Source organism: Mesorhizobium sp. P3_A8 (assembly GCF_056402995.1).
Genome location: NZ_JBFUGI010000004.1, coordinates 247,629 through 264,768, shown reverse-complemented (window position 1 = coordinate 264,768; position 17,140 = coordinate 247,629). Strand labels below are relative to the sequence as shown.

Sequence of the window (17,140 nt, the reverse complement as noted above, 5' to 3'; positions counted from 1 at the left end):
TTGGTGCAGCAGGGCTGTTTTAGCGGATGGTAAAGCGACACTAAGGGCGACCAGACCATCGATCCTTCTGCTCGTCGCAAGAGCTAGGTCAGTCGTGCTCGCGTCGTGCGTGGCGTCGCCAGCAGTAGACTGGTTTCGCTGCCCGTTATGCCGGCTATGAGGCGGATGCGCCGTAGCACCGCATCGAAATCAGTCAGCGAGGCCGTGCCGAGTTCAACCACCAGATCCCATCGACCATTGGTGGTATGGATGGTCGAGACTTCAGGGAAGCCACCCAGCGCCCGGACCACGCGGTCGGCGGCATGGCCCTCAATTTCGATGAGCATGATACCGCGAATGCGCTGATCGACCGCGTCGGCGCGCAGCACCACAGTGTAGCCGATGATCTCGCCGGACCGTTCGAGCCGCTCCATACGCGCCCTGACCGTGGCACGCGAGACGCCGAGATCGACGGCGAGATCCGACACGCTGCGCCGCGCGTCATGCCGGAGCAAGGTCACGAGCCGTTCGTCCAGTGCATCCATGACGGGTTACCATTTTGATCAATTTCGCTGCCATTACGATAAACGATGCTTTTCGAATTGCCAATTCTGCCTGTTCATATCGCCGGCTCGCCATGATCTTCTCGCGCTCATTCGAACTTGGGCCGCGGGAAAAAGAATGCGTTGCAGAATCGTCGGGGCGCCGGTGCAGGACGGCGCAGGCAGGATGGGATGCGAAATGGGGCCGAGTGCGCTTAGGACCGCCGGACTTGCCGATGTGCTGTCAGGCCTCGGCCACGATGTCGAGGACATGGGCGCCGTTCAGCCGCTTCCAGCAAGGCGCCTTGTGCATGGCAATCTGGCGCTGAAGGCCCTGCCCGAGATATCGGCCTGGACATCCGCCATTGCCGCGGCCGCCTACGCGGCGAGCGAGGACGCCATGCCGATCTTTCTCGGCGGCGACCATTCGATCTCGGCGGGAACCGTGTCGGGCCTCGCCCGCCGCGCCGCAGAGGCCAGGCGCCCACTGTTCGTATTGTGGCTCGACGCGCATCCGGACTTCCACACGCTCGACACCACCGCCAGCGGCAATCTGCACGGTGTCCCGCTCGCTTACGCCAGCGGCCAGCCGGGTTTCAGCGGCTATTTTCCGGATCTGCCGGCAGCGGTCGACCCCAAGCGTATCTGCACCATGGGGCTGCGCAGTGTCGACCCGGCCGAGCGCAGCGCGCTCAATCAGGCGGGCGTGACTGTGCACGACATGCGCGCCATCGACGAGTACGGCATCGCGCCGCTGCTGCGCGCCTTCCTGGCGCGTGTGTCGGAGGAAGACGGGCTGCTGCATGTCAGTCTCGACGTCGACTTCCTCGACCCATCAATCGCGCCGGCAGTCGGCACCACGGTCCCCGGCGGCGCGACGTTCCGCGAGGCGCATCTGGTGATGGAGATGCTGTCCGACAGCGGCCTCGTCTCCAGTCTGGACCTTGTCGAGTTGAATCCCTTTCTGGACGAGCGCGGCCGCACCGCGACTCTGATGGTTGACCTGACGGCGAGCCTGATGGGGCGCCGCATCATGGACCGTCCGACCCGCAGCCATTCCGGGAGCTTTTGATAATGACCACGGCCAAGCTGAACATCGTCCCCTTCGTCAGCGTCGACCGCATGATGAAGCTGGTGATCGCCATCGGCGTCGAGCGCTTCCTGACCGAGCTCGCCGGCTACATCGAAGAAGACTTCCGTCGCTGGGAGCTTTTCGACAAGACGCCCCGCATCGCCTCGCACAGCCATGACGGCGTCATCGAACTGATGCCGACAAGTGATGGGCGCCTCTATGGCTTCAAATATGTCAACGGGCATCCGAAGAACATGCGCCAGGGCCTGCAGACGGTGACCGCCTTCGGCGTGCTCGCCGATGTTGGAAGCGGCTACCCAATGCTGCTCACCGAAATGACCATCCTGACGGCGCTGCGCACCGCCGCCACTTCAGCAGTCGCGGCCAAGTATCTGGCACCGCGCGGTGCGCGCACCATGGCCATCATCGGCAATGGCGCGCAGTCGGAATTCCAGGCGATCGCCTTCAAGGCGCTGACCGGCATCGATCGGCTCAGGCTCTACGACATCGACCGCTCAGCCTCGATGAAATGCGCGAAGAACCTGGCTGGCATGGGATTTGACATCACTATCTGCGCAACCGGACAGGAAGCGGTTGAAGGCGCCGGGATCATCACGACCGTTACCGCCGACAAACAGTGCGCCACCATCCTCACCGACAACATGGTTGGCTCCGGCGTCCACATCAACGCGGTTGGCGGCGACTGCCCCGGCAAGACCGAACTCCACAAGGACATCCTGCTGCGCTCCGACATTTTCGTAGAGTTCCCGCCACAGACACGCATCGAGGGCGAAATCCAGCAGCTGGATCCCGACTATCCGGTGACAGAACTCTGGCAAGTGATCGCCGCCAAGGCGCAAGGCCGCCGAGACGGCAAACAGATCACGCTGTTCGATTCTGTCGGCTTCGCCATCGAGGATTTTTCGGCGCTGCGCTATGTGCGCGACCAGTTGCAAGCAACCGGCCTTTATGAAGAACTTGACCTTCTGGCTGACCCCGACGAACCACGCGACCTGTTCGGCATGTTGCTGAGGGCGGCCATGCAACCGGCTGCCTGAGGCGGCCTGCATCTCGCCGCGGTATGTTTCGGCAGAGCGCAAAATGGGCCGGTACAACCGGCCCATCCCTAGTCATTCCTCCTCAACGGGTGCCGGGATCTCATCCGGTACGGTCTGCGGTCCAACCCGGTCGGCGACGAGCATCGAGAGCATCATCTCGACAAGGCCATTGGCGGCCCCCTTCTCGCCACCTGTCGCGCCGATCTGGATCTGCGGCACGAGCGGTATCCTGCCATTTTCGATTGCCTCGGCGAAGCGCATGAGAACCTGCGAGTTGAGCTGATAGTCCGGGCCGCCGAAGGCCGCGACCTTCTTTTCGGTGGCTTCGGCCTCCGCCAGACCGATGGCGCGCACCCTCTCGGCATCCGCAAAACCGGTCGCCTTGATGCGTTCGGCATCGGCATACGCGATAGCCTTGATCATGTCGGCCTCGCCCTGGCCGCCGAGGCGCACCTTCTCGGCCTCCGCCTTGGCAGTGACCTGAATGGTTTCCGCCTGCTGGCGGGTGCGGGCGAGTTGCGCCTTGCCCTCGTTCTCGCTGATCTCGATGGTAAGCGCCGACGTCGTGATCTTGGCTTGCTGTTCGGCGAGCGCCTCCTTCTCACGCAACGTGCGTTCCTGAATGGCCGCCTTCTCCTGCAATTTATAAGTCTCGACCTTTTCCACAGCGATCTGGCGCTCGCGCAGCTGGATCAGGATCTGCTCTATGCTGTTCTGGCCATTGGCGGCTCGGGGCGTACCAATCAACACTTCCTGCAGCTCAAGGCTGTAGGTATTGAATTTTTCGCGCATCTCCTCGCCCGATTTGCGCTGGATGTCGCTACGCTCCTGCAAAAGCTGGATCAGCGTCTTTGTCTGGGCGATATTCTTGAAGTAGGCAGAAACCATCGGGTCGAGCGTTTGTTCGACCAGCCGCTTGATGTCACCGAAACGCTGCACCACCAGCGGCGCCTTCATATAGTCGATATGCACGACGACGGAGAGCGGCAGCACCGGCTCGAACGCATCCTTGGTGATCAACGACACTTCAGACAGGTTCTCGTCCAGCCTGTGTTCGCCAAACTGTTCCTTCGTCCATTTGAGCACGAAGTTGGTGGTCGGCACGGTGATGATTTTGCCGGCATAGGTATTGAACGCATACTTGCCTGGCAGTAGCGGCGTTGACCAGACACCGCGTGCGCCGATTTCTACCAGCTCGCCGTGACGGTATGCCTGCCCGGATATATCCGTGCCGTGGCGGCCGTTATAGGAGACAACGACACCCACCGTGCCAACGTCAATGATCGTCTTCTCGACCAGTTCGACGGTCGCGAAGATACGATTGAGGAAGTAGCTGCCGTCGGCTAGCACCTGCAGCTGCCGGCCACGGTAGCCACCGGCATTGAGAAACTTCTCCGGGTCCTGAAAATTGTTGTGGAAGTTCGGGTCGTTCGGATCGTTGGCGACGGTCGGTGCGATGATCTCGCCGTCCGGCAGGGCCGGACCGTCATGGATGGTGACGATACCGATCATGTCCTCGGCATTATGGATGACGACTGGCTCAAAGCCGCCCCGCTCCGAGATCATGCTGGACATATTGGAAAAAAGGTTTTGTTCCGACACGCTCAGATTAACGGAATAGATCGACTGGGCGGTCAGCACGATGAATTGTGCGAGATTGATGGCGTAAGTGCCTTCACGCAAGATCTTGCGTTGCGGTCCTTTCTGTCCGCCTTTTTCGAGAAAGCCGCGCACATCCTGGAAATCGTCGGCGTCGGTGTTGCAAGCAAGTGTCTGCGTCGGAGGCAGCGGCTTGCCATCACGGGCAAACACATAGCCGATCTGACCCTGCGGGATGGTGACAAGATTGGCGCGATGCATCGAATATTGGAACGGCATGAAGAAGTGCAGGCCACCGCGCACGACTTCCGGCTGGTAGCCTGCCTCACGGTTGAGCGCGATGAAGCCATTGCTAACGGAGCCGCGAAAACTCCATAGTTTTTCCAGGATGCCGAGCCTGTCGTTTGGGATGTAGCGGACCACACCGCTCCACCAGAACAGGATTGCCAGCACGACGACCAGCACGGCGACCTCGATCGCCGTCCATTCCATCGGGCCGAGATATTGTAGGGCTTCCATTTCTTCTCTCCTATGGGCGCGCGGGTTCGTTCACCCGACGGCCACCCGGTTGGTGTTGATTGATGAAGTGGGGAGATCGCGCACCGACACGCTCGACGCGCTAAGGGCGAGTCGAACGTTTGGGCTGCTCATTGGATGGGGAAATGACCGCGCGTCCCGAGTCCCCAGTGAGGGGTGGCGTGGCCGTGAACGATGTCACATCGGTTTTGCCTTGATAGACATAACGGAAGATGACGTAGGGAGCGCGCCAACAGGTTTAAAGATATTCCGCGCGGGAATAGTATAAATATTTCCAACGCTTTCGTTACAACTCCCGACACACCTCGACGCAGAAATCGACGAAGGCGCGCACCTTGGCAGGCGGATGCTTGCGCGACGGGTGAAAGGCAAACAGCGGGAAGAGCTCGCCATGCCAGTCCGGAAAGAGATCGATCAGCGCCCCATCCGCCAACAATTCCCTGACGCCCCAACTGATGACTTGGGTGACACCCGTTCCGGCGATGCATTCCTCCAGCATCGATTTGGGGTCGGTGAAGGTCAGAGGTCCGCTGGTCGGAACCTCGATCGTTTCCTCGCCGCGCACGAACGCCCAGTCGAATGGCGTGCCGCTGTGTGGGTCCAGGAATTGCAGGCATCGATGCGCCGGGAGGTCGGTGGGCTGGCCCGGCCGTCCATGGCGCACGATATAGCGCGGAGATGCGACGGTCAGGATCGGCGCCTCGATCAACTTGCGCGCAACCAGCGTCGAGAAACGTGGCTGTCCGAAACGGATCGCAAGGTCGATGCCATCGGACACCAGGTCGCCGAACTGCTCTTTCGAGACGAACTCGATCGTCAGGTCGGGATAGCGATCACAAAAGGCGCCGAGCCGGCCTGCCAGAACCAGCGGCAGAAAGAAGGGGTCGATGTCCACCTTGAGGCGGCCGCGCACAGCTGACGCGGTACCAGAGGCGACAACCGCCGCATCCTCGATCGCATTCAGGTGCGGCTTCACCTCCTCGTAAAAGCGCCGGCCTTCATCGGTCAGCGACAGGGATCGCGTGGTTCGATCGAACAGCCGCACACCCAGACGCGCCTCGAGCCGTCCAATGGCCCGGCTGACGCCTGAATCGGTGATGCCGATCAGCTCGGCGGCTTTGACGAAGGTGCCGCCTTCGACGACCGCCGCCAGCACGCTGACCCCGGACAAGATCCTGCCATCGAACGCCATAACTATTCCTGATTTTCAGTCAGGAAGCATCGGACATATCAGCACTTAATTCAAGTTCGTCCAGGAGCGATAAGGCTGGCCATACGCAACCCACCAGCACGCATCTGGAAGGAACAGGCCATGAGCACTCAGAACAATCCCCGCACACTATTCAAGGGCGGCACCGTCATCACGATGGATGCCGCCGTCCCCAATCTCGCGACCGGCGACGTTCTTGTCGAGAACGATCGCATCGTCGCGATCGGTGCAAACATCCAGGCGGATGGCGCCGAAATCATCGACGCCTCCACAAGCATCGTCATGCCGGGGCTGGTCGATGCGCATCATCACATGTGGCTCGGCGTGATGCGCCGTCTGATGCCTGACGTCGACGACCTCTTTGCCTATATCGGCGCCGTCGCCGAAACGCTCGGCGCGCACTACCGCCCGCACGACATGTCTATCAGCACCAGCCTGACGGCCGCCGCCTCGCTCGATGCCGGCATAACGACGATCATCGACGCTTGCCACAGTTCGCGCAGCCCCGAACACACCGATGCGGCGCTCGACGCGCTCAAGGGCTCCGGCATCCGCGCGCTGCACCTGGCAGGTGCCGCCATGGACAAGAAGGCGTCCAGCGCGCACCTGCCTGGCGATCTCGAACGCCTCGCCCGCAACTGGAATGCTGGCGGTCTGGTGCAGGTTGGACTGTTCGGCCAGTTCAATCTCGACTGGTGGAAGGTCGCGCGCGACCTCGACATGCGGATACTGACCGAGTTCATCGGCGATCTCGCGAAACTGCCTGCGGAAGTGACCGAAAATGGCTTGTTGGGTCCGCACAACATTTTCAACCATTGCACCCGCCTACCCGAAGACACCTGGAAGCACTTTGCCGACGCCGGGGTCAACGTGACCGTCAATCCGCGTTCCGACGCGCTGTTTGGCTTCGATGACGACCGCTTCGCCTATCAGCAGGCCATCGACCATGGTCTGGCGCCAGCGCTTGGCATCGACCTCGACACCGCCTTCGGCAGCGACCTGTTCGGCGAAATGCATGCATTGTTTGGGCAGCAGCGTTCGGCAATGCGCTACCGCCGCTTCCGCGGCGAAACCAACGTGCCGGGGCCGATCTCGGTCGAAGCGGTGCTGCAAGCCGCCACCATCAATGGCGCCCGTGCCGCCGGCCTTGAAGCCGCCATCGGCACTCTCACATCAGGCAAGCAGGCCGACATCATCATGGTCCGCACCAACGATGTCGCCGTATTCCCGGTCTCCAACGCGATCGGCACGATCGTCCAGGCGGTCGAACGCTCCGACGTCGACACCGTGATGGTCGCCGGCAAGATCCGCAAACGCGCCGGCAAGCTGGTCGACGTCGATCTGGCCAGGCTGGCGTCCGAGGCAACCGCCTCACGCGACTATCTGCTCGAAACCAGCGGTTATCGCTCCAGTCTCTTCGGAGCCTCTGCGAAGTAATCCGTCTGATCTGGCTGGTCGCCCAACAAGTGACGATCAGCCCCCCAACCCACTCATGGAGGCTGTCATGTCAGCACTCGCCAGCTCTGCGGCGAACCGGTCGAATGCCGCGCCGGCTCATCTTTCCCGTCCCGCGCCCAGCATCATCGCGGCGCTGTTCTGCGGCTATCTCTGCGTCGGTCTGCCGCTTCCGGTGCTGCCACTGTTTGTCCACGACAAGCTCGGTTTCAGCAGCCTGGTCGTCGGGCTGGTCATCGGCATCCAGTTCCTGGCCACGGTGCTGACGCGCGGCTATGCCGGGCGTGTCACGGATCAGCAAGGCGGCAAGCGCGCGGCGATCCAGGGTGCGGTCGTCTGTGCGTGTGCCGGGCTCCTCTATTTCGTCTCCGCGCTGCCCGGCCTGTCGCCTGCAACCAGCCTCGCCATCGTAATTGTCGGCCGCCTGACGGCCGGGTTTGGCGAGAGCCAATTCGTCACCGGCTGTGTCTCATGGTCGATCGCCTCTGTCGGTCCGCAGCGCGCCGGCATGTCGATGTCCTGGACCGGCATTGCGATGTTCGCGGCCCTTGCCGTCGGCGCGCCGGTCGGCATGGCGCTCTACCATGCCTATGGGCTCGATGCCGCCATGGTTGCCTGCATCGTGGCGCCACTTGTCGCCGCCACTGTCGCCTTTGGCTCGACATCCTACATGACGCCCGGCGGCCAACGACTGCCCTTCTACCGCGTCGTCGGCCAGATATGGCGCGAAGGTCTTGGCCTCATGCTGCAAGGCGTCGGTCTGTCCGGCCTCACCGCCTTTGCCTCGCTCTATTTCGCCGCGCATGGCTGGAACCACGCCGGCCTGGTGATGACCGCTTTCGGCATCGGCTTCATTCTCATGCGGGTCTTGCTCGGACATCTGCCCGACAGGATCGGCGGCTATCGCGTCGCTTTGTGGTCCATGGTCATCGAGGCGATCGGACAGCTGATGATCTGGAGTGCCCCGCATGAGAGCCTCGCACTGGCTGGCGCCCTGGTCACCGGGCTGGGCTGCGCGCTGATCTTTCCGGCTCTTGGTGTCGAAGCCCTGAAGCGCGTCCTGCCGGCAAACAGAGGCAGTGCGATGGGCGCCTTTGTCGCCTTCCTCGATATCGCCTACGGGCTCGCTGGACCTGTCGCGGGGTTCGTGGCCGGCCAGTTCGGTTATGCTGCCGTTTACCTGCTTGGCGCGGCCAGCGCGTTGCTTGGCGTGGTGTTGGTCTCCACGGCTCGCAGCCGCGAAAACTGATCGTCGAACACCCATCATCGCCGCGCACCAATGCGGTCCGTTTCAAGGAGAACCGACATGTCTCGCATCTTCATTTCCGGCTCGTCCGCCGGCCTCGGCCTGATGGCGGGCGAACTGCTGATAAGCCAGGGCCATCAGGTCGTCCTTCATGCTCGCAACGCAGTTCGCGCCAGCGACGCCCGTCGGGCGTTGCCTCAGTCCGAAGCGATCGTGGAAGGCGACATCGAGACAGTTGCCGGTGCCAGGCAAGTTGCCGCGCGCGTCAATGAACTTGGCCGCTTCGATGCGGTGATCCACAACGCTGCCGTTGGCTATTGCGAAAGCCATCGCCTGACGGCCGACGGTCTGCCGCATGTCTTCGCCATCAACACCCTGTCAGCCTATATCCTGACCGCATTGATCGAGCGACCACACCGGCTCGTCTACCTCAGCTCAGGCATGCACCATCACGCCGATGCCAATCTCGACGACATCCTGTGGCGCATGCGCCGCTGGAACGGTTCGACCGCCTATGCCGAGAGCAAGCTGCATGACGCGATGCTGGCATTCGCAGTGGTCCGTCGCTGGCCTGACGTGTTGTCGAACGCGCTCGAACCGGGCTGGGTGCCGACAAAAATGGGCGGCCCCGGGGCGCCCGACGATATGAAGCAGGCGCACCTGACTCAGGCTTGGCTCGCCGCCAGCAACGAGCCACAAGCCAATGCAACCGGTCGCTATTTCTATCATCTGCGCCCGTTGGCCGCCAACCGCCAGGCCGACGACAAGGCGCTTCAGGATCGTCTGCTTGAAATCTGCGCCGAACTTTCCGGCATCACGCTGCCTGCCTGAGCCAGAATGCGGGCCCGAAGCTGATCCAGAACATTCCGTGAGCTGTCACGAATACAAAAGGGCATTCTACGGTAGGATCTGGTCGAAGCAGAAGCGAAGGCCAGCATGGGCGATTCAGTCGCAAGAAAACCTGTCTACGATCCGCAGGATCTGGAGCCGCTGCTGATTTCGCGGCAGCATGCCGGCGATGTCGACGGCATGGTCGCGCTGTTCGAGGCGGATGCGATGATCGACTGCGGCGGCGGACGTTTTCTGCGCGGCCGTGAAGCCATTCGCGCCTACTATGCCGAGATTGTCGCGTCCGGACGGAAGTTTGCGGTCGGCGAACAGCGCCCCGCTCTGATTTGCGGTGACCTCGCGCTCACCTCGACCCGGCTTCCTGACGGTGACATCACCAGCGAGGTTGCCCGGCGGCAAAGCGACGGCTCCTGGCTTTGGGTGATCGATCGCTATTCCGTCGCTTGGGATTAAGGCATTGGCCCCGGACCAACCGGTTGCGCCGTCCGGAAAGCCCGGCCGGCGCTGCCACCGCAGACACATCGAACGTCCACCGCGACCACTACGGACGCAGTCCTTCAGCAATCCGGTGCGGCTAGCGCCGCAGCGCGTATACGCCCGCCATGGTTTCGCCGGCGACCGGCAGCGCCATGTCGTCGTCCAGAAGCCGCGTGATCCGGGCAAAGCCGGTGAAAGCCTTCCGTGCCTCCTCCGCCGACATCTGACCCGACAAAGCTGCCGAGCAGCAATTCAGCGCGCACTGATACACTGGCCCACGTCGTCCCGTCGGCCATTTACGCAAGAAAACCATCGCCTCGGCGACACTATCCACTTCTTCTACAGGGTGTCCCTGCCCGCGCGAGATCCGCACGGGCGAAAAGAAATGCAGGTAGTCCATCGTTTCCTCCCGGTCGATCGCGATGCCGCTCGATCGAACCTTATGAAACGCACCTTCTGCCGGTTGGTTCCAGGCAGAAAACAGAATCTTTGAAAAATCTTTTGGTCACCGGCTAAGCCGTCGGGAAGTGGCAGGCCACTTTGCGGCCGGGTTTATACTCAATCAGTTCCGGCCGCTCCGTGCGGCAGCGCTCAACGGCGATCGGGCATCTCGGGTGGAAACGGCAGCCGAATGGCGGCTTGAGCGGGCTCGGCACGTCGCCGGTCAAGATGATGCGCTTGCGCGTCCCGCTCGGCGTCGTCTCCACGACCGGAACAGCCGAGATCAGCGCCTGGCTGTAGGGATGAGCCGGGGCTGCAAACAACTCCTCCGCCGGCCCTTCCTCGACGATCGAGCCAAGATACATCACCGCGATGCGGGTCGACACCTGACGCACCACGGACAGGTCGTGGGCGATGAAGATGTAGGTGAGGTTCAGTTTTTCCTGCAGATCGGCAAGCAGGTTGACGATCTGCGCCTGCACCGAGACGTCTAGTGCCGAGACCGGTTCGTCCAACACGACGAGATCAGGGTTCAATGCAATGGCCCGCGCTATGCCGACGCGCTGGCGCTGGCCGCCGGAGAATTCATGGGGATAACGCATGACATGGTCGGGCAGCAGTCCGACGAGGTCGAACAGTTCGGCGACGCGCGCGGTGATCTCGCGGGACGACAGCTTGCCATGGATGCGCAGCGGCTCGGCCACGAGGTCGCCGACGCGCCGGCGCGGATTGAGCGAGGCCGACGGGTCCTGGAACACCATTTGCAGGCGCCGCCGCAACGGCCTGAGCTCGGACAGCGACTTCGAAGTGATGTCTTCGCCTTCGAACAGAAGCTCACCGTCGGTTATGTCGTAAAGCCTCACCAGGCAGCGCGCCAGTGTGGACTTGCCGCATCCGGATTCGCCAACCAGCCCGACGGTCTCGCCACGCCGCACGGTGAGCGAAACATTGTCGACCGCATGGACGGTTCGCTTGCCCTCGGCGGAAAAGCGGCTGCCGATCGAAAAGCGCTTTCCCAGCGAACGCGTCTCGAGGATCGGGGTATCGGTCATCGGTCCGCTCATGCCTGTGCTACCCGGTAGCACGCCGCGGCATGAGTGCCGATGCCAAGGTCGGGCTTGCCGGTCACGCAGGGCTCGTATTGAACCGGACAACGCGGACCGAAGGCACAGCCTTGCGGCAAGCGCAGCAGCGACGGCGGCGAGCCGGGAATGGCCGGCAAGCGGCGCGGCTTTTCGCCGGTCAGCGGCGGGATCGAGCCGAGCAGCGCACGCGTATAGGGATGTTGAGGATCGGAAAACAGCTCCATGCGGCTGCCGCGCTCCACCACGCGGCCGGCATACATGACCATGACCCGGTCGGCGAGTTCGGAGACGACGCCCATGTCATGCGTGATGAAGACCACAGCCGATTTGTGCGTCGCGCGCAGCTTGCGCACGAGATCGAGGATGCCGGCCTGCACCGTGACGTCGAGCGCCGTGGTCGGCTCATCCGCCACCAGCAGCGCCGGATTGCACGACAGCGCCATCGCAATCACCGCCCGCTGGCGCATGCCGCCGGACAGCTGGTGCGGATAGCGCGACATCGCCTCGTGCGGGTTGGGAAAATTCACCTCGGCCAGCAATTCTTCGACGCGCTCCATCGCCTTGGCTTTGCTGATGCTGCGATGCGCACGGATCTGTTCGGCGATCTGCCAGCCGATCGTGTAGACCGGCGTCAGCGCCGTCATCGGATCCTGGAAGATCATCGCGATCTCGTTGCCGCGCAGGCGCCTCAGTTCGCGCGGTGGCAGCCCGACGAGCTCGCGGCCCTTGTAGCGGATCGAGCCTTCGATGACCGCGTTTGGATCGGTGATGAGGCCCATCACGGCCAGCAGCGACACCGTCTTGCCCGAACCGGATTCGCCGACGACACCGAGGATCTCGCTTTCTTCGAGGTCGAAGGAAACACCATCGATGGCCCGCACCAGGCCGTCATTGGTGCGGAAGGATACTTTGAGGTCGCGCACCGACAGTATCATGATGTCCTCAGGCGCGGATCGAGCAGGATGTAGACGAAATCGACGACCGCATTGGCGACCACCACGAACATGGACGCATACATCACCGTCGCCATGATCATCGGCAGATCGAGGTTCTGCAGCGCGTCATAAGTGAGCTTGCCGATGCCGTTCAGCCCGAACACCACCTCGGTCAAAAGGGCAGAGCCACCCACCAGGGCACCGAAGTCGAGACCGAACAGAGTAACGAACGCAATCAGCGACGTGCGCAAGGCGTGGCGCAGCAGGATGCGCGTCTCCGACAGGCCCTTGGCTCGGGCCGTGCGGATGAAGTCTTCCTGCATGGATTCGATGATCGCCGCGCGCAACACGCGCCCGTAAATGCCGATGTAGAGAATGGCCAGCGTGATCCACGGAATGACCAGGGTCAGGAACCAGCCTTTCGGATCGTCGGAGAAATTCTTGTAACCGAGCGGTGGCACCCAGGAGAACGCCCAGCTGTCGTGGTAGCGGCTTTGGGTGATCAGGTTCATCACCTCGCCCAGCCAGTAGACCGGCATGGAAATGCCGAGCAGACCCAGCGCCATCAGAAGCTTGTCCAGCCAGCTGCCGCGGGTGGCGGCGGCAACGACGCCGATGATGATGGAGACGACCACCCACAGGATCGCCGCCCCGAACACCAGCGACAGCGTGACCGGTATCGAATCCATCACCGCCGGCACCACCTTCCAGCCGCGATTGACGAAGGAGGTCAGGTCGCCGGTGACGAAGATCTTCTCCATCATCTTCACATATTGCACGTAGAGCGGCCGGTCGAAGCCAAAGCTGTGGCGCACGGCTTCCAGCACTTCGGGCGATGCATTGCGGCCGGCGATGCGCGCCGCCGGGTCGGCGCCCGGCGTCGCGAAGAAGATCAGGAAGACGATGACCGAGATGCCGAACATGACGAACAGCATCTGACCGAACCGGCGCAGGATGGCGTAAAACATCAGTCGCGCCCCAGCCGAACCTTGGAACGCGGATCGAGCGCGTCGCGCAGACCGTCGCCGAAGACATTGAGAGCCATGACCGAAACCGCGATCGCCAGGCCCGGCACCAGCGCCACCAGCGGCCTGGTGTAGAGCAACGCCTGCCCGTCCTGGATGATGGTGCCCCAGCTCGCGGCGGGTGGCTGCACGCCGATCGACAGGAAGGAGAGCGCTGATTCCGTCAGCATGTTCAGTGCCATCATCAGTGGCACGAAGACGATGAGCGTGGTGGTGATGTTGGGCAGGATGTCGCGCCACAGGATGCGCCACCCGGGTACACCCAGATTGATCGCGGCGAACACGAATTCGCTATGGCGCAGCGACAGGACCTGCCCGCGTATAGGGCGCGCCACATAAGGCACGTAGACGATGCCGATGATGATGACCGGCAGCCACAGACTGCCGGACTCGATCTCGATCGGCCCGATCCTGATGCCTTGCGCGATGGTGACGATGGAAAGCGAGATCGCCAGCAGATAGATCGGAAACGCCCACAGCACGTCAAGCAAGCGCGACAGCACCGTATCGGTGATGCCGCCGAAATAGCCGGCGATCAATCCCGCCGCCGTGCCGATGATCAGCGTGAAGATGGTGGCTGCCCCGGAGATCAGCAGCGAGCTCAGCCCGCCATAGAGCATCCTGGCCATGACATCGCGCCCCTGGCTGTCGGCGCCGAGGAAGTAATTGCCGAGCCGCCAGGTCGGGCCGAGCGGCGTGTAGCCAAGCCCTAACCCCTCGGTCGACTGTTCCATCACCGGAACATCGACGCCGTCGATCTGGATGACGGCGTCGAGCGTCGAGGCGAACGGGTCCACGCCTGCCCATTTCGCGTAGAGAGGCGCACTGAGGCAGGCAAGCACGATGAGGAGGAACACGGCCAGGGATGCCATGGCAGCCCTGTCCGTTGCCAGCTTCGCAAACGCGACGGCCCAGGGGCCTCGCGTCTTGCGCGGCATGGCGACAGCTTGGTTCGACACGGACGTGTCCCTCCGCCGTTCGTTACTGCACCCAGGCCATTACTGTACCCAGGATTGGGTGATCATCCAGTTGAACTGCCGGTTGAACTTGAAATTGCCAACCCGTTTGCTGACGAAGTCAAGCCGCTTCGGCGTGAAGAGGCCGACGGCAGGTGCCTTGTCCGTGACCTGCCTGTCGATTTCGGCCCACATCTTGTCGGCGGCTTTCTGGTCGGTCACGCCGAGGTCCAGCGCCTTCTGCATCTTGGCGTCGATGTCCTTGTCGCAGAAGCCGGCGATGTTGATCGAAGCATCCGAACCTTCACGGAAGGAGGCGCAGCTGAACAGGATGTTCAGGAAGTCGGATGCCGCAGGATAGTCCTTGTACCACTGGGTGACCGACATCTGCACCTTGTTGTTGGTGTTCTGGATGTAGGTGAACTGGATGTTGGACGAGATCGGCTTGACGTCGGCGACATAGCCGATGGTGGTCAGCACGCTCTGCAGGTAGACGCCGATCGAGCGCGAAATGGCGGTGTCCTCGACGATGATCGTCACCTTCTGGCCCTTGGTGCCGGATTCCTCGACGAGCTGCTTGGCCTTGTCGAGATCCGGCGCCGACCATTTTTCACCGGGGTTCTTGGTGAAGGGGCAATAGTCTTCATGGCCGGGGAAATCCGGCGGCAGGACCTGGCAGACCGGCGAAGCCAGCACCTTGCCGCCGAACAGCTTGACCAGCGTGTTGCGGTCGATCGCATAGGCAACGGCCTGACGCGCCTTTTCATTGTCGAACGGCGCGAGGCGGTTGTTCAGCGGCGCGTACCACCATGCCGAAAGCGGCGAGATGTGCAGCTGGTCCATGGACTTGCTGCCAAGTTCGCCCAGGCGGTCGCTCGGCAATGCGTCGAACATCCAGTCGGCTTCGCCGTTCTGGATCGCGGTGACGGCTGCTTCCTCGGACAGGCCGAAATCATATTGTACGACATCCGGGTAGCCGTCCGGCTGCGCATCCTCGCTCCACTGCTTGAAATTGGGATTACGGGACACCGTCATGCCCTTGTTGGGGTCAAAAGCGGAGATCATGTAGGCGCCGGTGCTGGGGATGGGCTTGGAGCCCATGTCTTCGGCAGGCGTGTCCGCCGGCAGCACCACGGCATGCGGCAGAGCAAGCTTATAGAGGATCTCTGCATCAGGCTTAGTGAGATTGAGGGTGATGGTGCCGGCGGCTTCATCGCCGACAACGCCACCGTCCAGCGTGCAGCTCTTGGTGTCGGCCAGGCATTTGTCGGCGCCGACGATGCCGGCATAGAAGGTGCCGGAGGTCGGCCCGGAAATCTTGAAGATGCGCTGGAAGGAGGCGACGACGTCCTTCACGCCAACATCCTGGCCGCTGGAGAACTTGATGCCCTTGCGCAGCTTGAAGGTGAAGGTCTTGCCGTCATTGCTGACTTGCGGCAGCGCCTCGGCGAGATCGGGAACGATGGTGAAGCCGTCCATGCCCTCAGCCTTGCGGAAGGCCACTAGGCCGTCATAGATCGGCTGGTATATCTGCCAGCCCTGGTCGGTATAATTGATGTGCGGATCGAGCGTACCCGCCGCCGAGCGGGCCAGAAGACGGATGGTGCCGCCTCGGTGTTCTTTCAGATATTCGGCCTGTGCCGGAGCCAGCCATGAGCCGGCCAGCAATGCCGCGGCTGACGCCGCAAAAAGCAGTTTCTTCATGTCTTAGTTCCCCTTTTCTCAGTTGTCGTCCAGGAAGTCTCCCACCACCCGCATGCACGCCTCTTGCTCCTCGACATGCGGCATGTGGCTGGAATGCTCGAATATCTCCCAGTGCGATCCTTTGATGCCGTCCTTGAACGGCTGCACGGTCGCTGGCGTGGCCTCGTCATAGCGACCTGATATGATCAGTGTCGGAACATCGATGGCCGGCAAGCGCTCGACGATGCTCCAGTTCTTCAGGGTTCCGATGACGTGGAACTCGTTCGGCCCGTTCATCAGATGATAGACGGTCGGATTGCGTGCGATCTGGGCGAAGGTCTCCGTCACTTCGGGCGGGAAAGGCACGCGGCAGACATGCCGTTCGTAGAACCGCATCGTCGCTTCCTGGTAGGCCGGATCGTCCGTCGTGCCGGCCTGTTCGTGGCGGGTCAGTGTCTCCTGCACATCCCCAGGCAGGTCGGCGCGCAACCGGTTGGCCTCCTCGACCCACAGCTTCATCGAAGCCGGCGAGTTGGCGATGGTCAGCGACTTCAGGCCCTTCGGTCGCGTCACCCCATATTCGGCGCCCAGCATGCCGCCCCAGCTTTGGCCCAGCACGTGGAAACCCGCGCGGATGCCGAGATGGTCGACGAGGTTTTCAAGCTCGTCGATGAAAAGCCGGGGCGTCCAGAAATCGGCACCTTTCTCAGGCAACAAAGTGGAGTTGCCGCATCCCAGTTGATCGTAGTGGATGACGGCGCGGCCTCGTCGGGCGAGCAGCTTGTAGGCATCGACATAATTGTGGGCGGCACCCGGCCCGCCATGCAGGATCACGACCGGTGCCTTGTCGGCATCGAGTTCGCCGCTGATCCGATACCAGGTCTCGTAGCCGCCGAAGGTGGCCCGCCCCTCCCTGCCAATGATCTCAGACGACATCCCGATTTCCCATCCCGTTTGAACGCATCTCGTTGTTGTGCCTGACTGCAGGCGC

Annotated in this window: 16 protein-coding genes; 6 read left to right on the top strand and 10 right to left on the bottom strand. The window is 62.3% G+C overall.

The window, feature by feature from the left end; genetic code table 11:
• Positions 1–83: 83 nt before the first annotated feature.
• Complete coding sequence (locus tag AC1DX4_RS11955; RefSeq protein WP_091582685.1) at positions 84–524, bottom strand: Lrp/AsnC family transcriptional regulator; 441 nt, start codon at positions 522–524, stop codon at positions 84–86.
• A 136-nt stretch (positions 525–660) separates the two neighbouring features.
• On the opposite strand from AC1DX4_RS11955, the gene rocF reads away from it, so the two are divergent.
• Both rocF and AC1DX4_RS11945 read left to right on the top strand, forming a co-directional pair.
• Positions 661–1,593: an arginase gene (gene rocF / locus AC1DX4_RS11950; RefSeq protein ID WP_477220503.1), complete on the top strand. Its 933-nt coding sequence runs from the start codon at positions 661–663 to the stop codon at positions 1,591–1,593.
• A 2-nt stretch (positions 1,594–1,595) separates the two neighbouring features.
• Positions 1,596–2,651 (top strand): ornithine cyclodeaminase, encoded by a 1,056-nt coding sequence (locus AC1DX4_RS11945; protein WP_477220502.1) that lies wholly within the window; start codon positions 1,596–1,598, stop codon positions 2,649–2,651.
• Between the two features lie 72 nt (positions 2,652–2,723).
• On the opposite strand, the gene AC1DX4_RS11940 is transcribed toward AC1DX4_RS11945, so the two are convergent.
• Both AC1DX4_RS11940 and AC1DX4_RS11935 read right to left on the bottom strand, forming a co-directional pair.
• Positions 2,724–4,769 (bottom strand): SPFH domain-containing protein, encoded by a 2,046-nt coding sequence (locus AC1DX4_RS11940; RefSeq protein ID WP_477220501.1) that lies wholly within the window; start codon positions 4,767–4,769, stop codon positions 2,724–2,726.
• Between the two features lie 304 nt (positions 4,770–5,073).
• Positions 5,074–5,979, bottom strand: coding sequence for a LysR family transcriptional regulator (locus AC1DX4_RS11935; RefSeq protein WP_477220500.1), 906 nt, complete (start codon positions 5,977–5,979; stop codon positions 5,074–5,076).
• A gap of 120 nt (positions 5,980–6,099) precedes the next feature.
• Between AC1DX4_RS11935 and AC1DX4_RS11930 the strand changes: the two genes are divergently transcribed.
• The 4 genes from AC1DX4_RS11930 to AC1DX4_RS11915 all read left to right on the top strand — a co-directional run bounded on the left by AC1DX4_RS11930 (position 6,100) and on the right by AC1DX4_RS11915 (position 10,000).
• Entirely contained in the window at positions 6,100–7,434 is a 1,335-nt protein-coding gene (locus tag AC1DX4_RS11930; RefSeq protein WP_477220499.1) for an amidohydrolase family protein, read from the top strand.
• Positions 7,435–7,501: 67 nt separating this feature from the next.
• Positions 7,502–8,701 (top strand): arabinose transporter, encoded by a 1,200-nt coding sequence (locus AC1DX4_RS11925; protein WP_477220498.1) that lies wholly within the window; start codon positions 7,502–7,504, stop codon positions 8,699–8,701.
• A gap of 57 nt (positions 8,702–8,758) precedes the next feature.
• Complete coding sequence (locus AC1DX4_RS11920) at positions 8,759–9,529, top strand: SDR family NAD(P)-dependent oxidoreductase (RefSeq protein ID WP_477220497.1); 771 nt, start codon at positions 8,759–8,761, stop codon at positions 9,527–9,529.
• A 105-nt stretch (positions 9,530–9,634) separates the two neighbouring features.
• Positions 9,635–10,000 carry a YybH family protein gene (locus tag AC1DX4_RS11915; RefSeq protein ID WP_477220496.1) on the top strand — a complete coding sequence of 122 codons (366 nt, stop codon included), beginning with the start codon at positions 9,635–9,637 and terminating at the stop codon, positions 9,998–10,000.
• Positions 10,001–10,121: 121 nt separating this feature from the next.
• Here AC1DX4_RS11915 and AC1DX4_RS11910 read toward each other — a convergent pair whose 3' ends face one another.
• The 7 genes from AC1DX4_RS11910 to AC1DX4_RS11880 all read right to left on the bottom strand — a co-directional run bounded on the left by AC1DX4_RS11910 (position 10,122) and on the right by AC1DX4_RS11880 (position 17,085).
• Complete coding sequence (locus AC1DX4_RS11910) at positions 10,122–10,424, bottom strand: DUF982 domain-containing protein (RefSeq protein ID WP_027051844.1); 303 nt, start codon at positions 10,422–10,424, stop codon at positions 10,122–10,124.
• 112 nt (positions 10,425–10,536) lie between these two features.
• Positions 10,537–11,517, bottom strand: a complete 981-nt coding sequence (locus tag AC1DX4_RS11905; protein ID WP_477220495.1) for an ABC transporter ATP-binding protein — start codon at positions 11,515–11,517, stop codon at positions 10,537–10,539.
• A gap of 8 nt (positions 11,518–11,525) precedes the next feature.
• Positions 11,526–12,485, bottom strand: a complete 960-nt coding sequence (locus AC1DX4_RS11900; RefSeq protein WP_477220494.1) for an ABC transporter ATP-binding protein — start codon at positions 12,483–12,485, stop codon at positions 11,526–11,528.
• Complete coding sequence (locus AC1DX4_RS11895; RefSeq protein ID WP_477220493.1) at positions 12,482–13,453, bottom strand: ABC transporter permease; 972 nt, start codon at positions 13,451–13,453, stop codon at positions 12,482–12,484. Before AC1DX4_RS11895 ends, AC1DX4_RS11900 begins: the two co-directional genes overlap by 4 nt.
• Positions 13,453–14,469: an ABC transporter permease gene (locus tag AC1DX4_RS11890; protein WP_477220492.1), complete on the bottom strand. Its 1,017-nt coding sequence runs from the start codon at positions 14,467–14,469 to the stop codon at positions 13,453–13,455. The genes AC1DX4_RS11895 and AC1DX4_RS11890 overlap by 1 nt, the downstream gene beginning before the upstream one ends.
• A gap of 39 nt (positions 14,470–14,508) precedes the next feature.
• The gene (locus AC1DX4_RS11885; RefSeq protein WP_477220491.1) at positions 14,509–16,170 is read right to left on the bottom strand and encodes an ABC transporter substrate-binding protein; all 1,662 of its coding nucleotides are present in this window, start codon (positions 16,168–16,170) and stop codon (positions 14,509–14,511) included.
• 18 nt (positions 16,171–16,188) lie between these two features.
• Entirely contained in the window at positions 16,189–17,085 is an 897-nt protein-coding gene (locus tag AC1DX4_RS11880; protein ID WP_477220490.1) for a proline iminopeptidase-family hydrolase, read from the bottom strand.
• Positions 17,086–17,140: the final 55 nt, after the last annotated feature.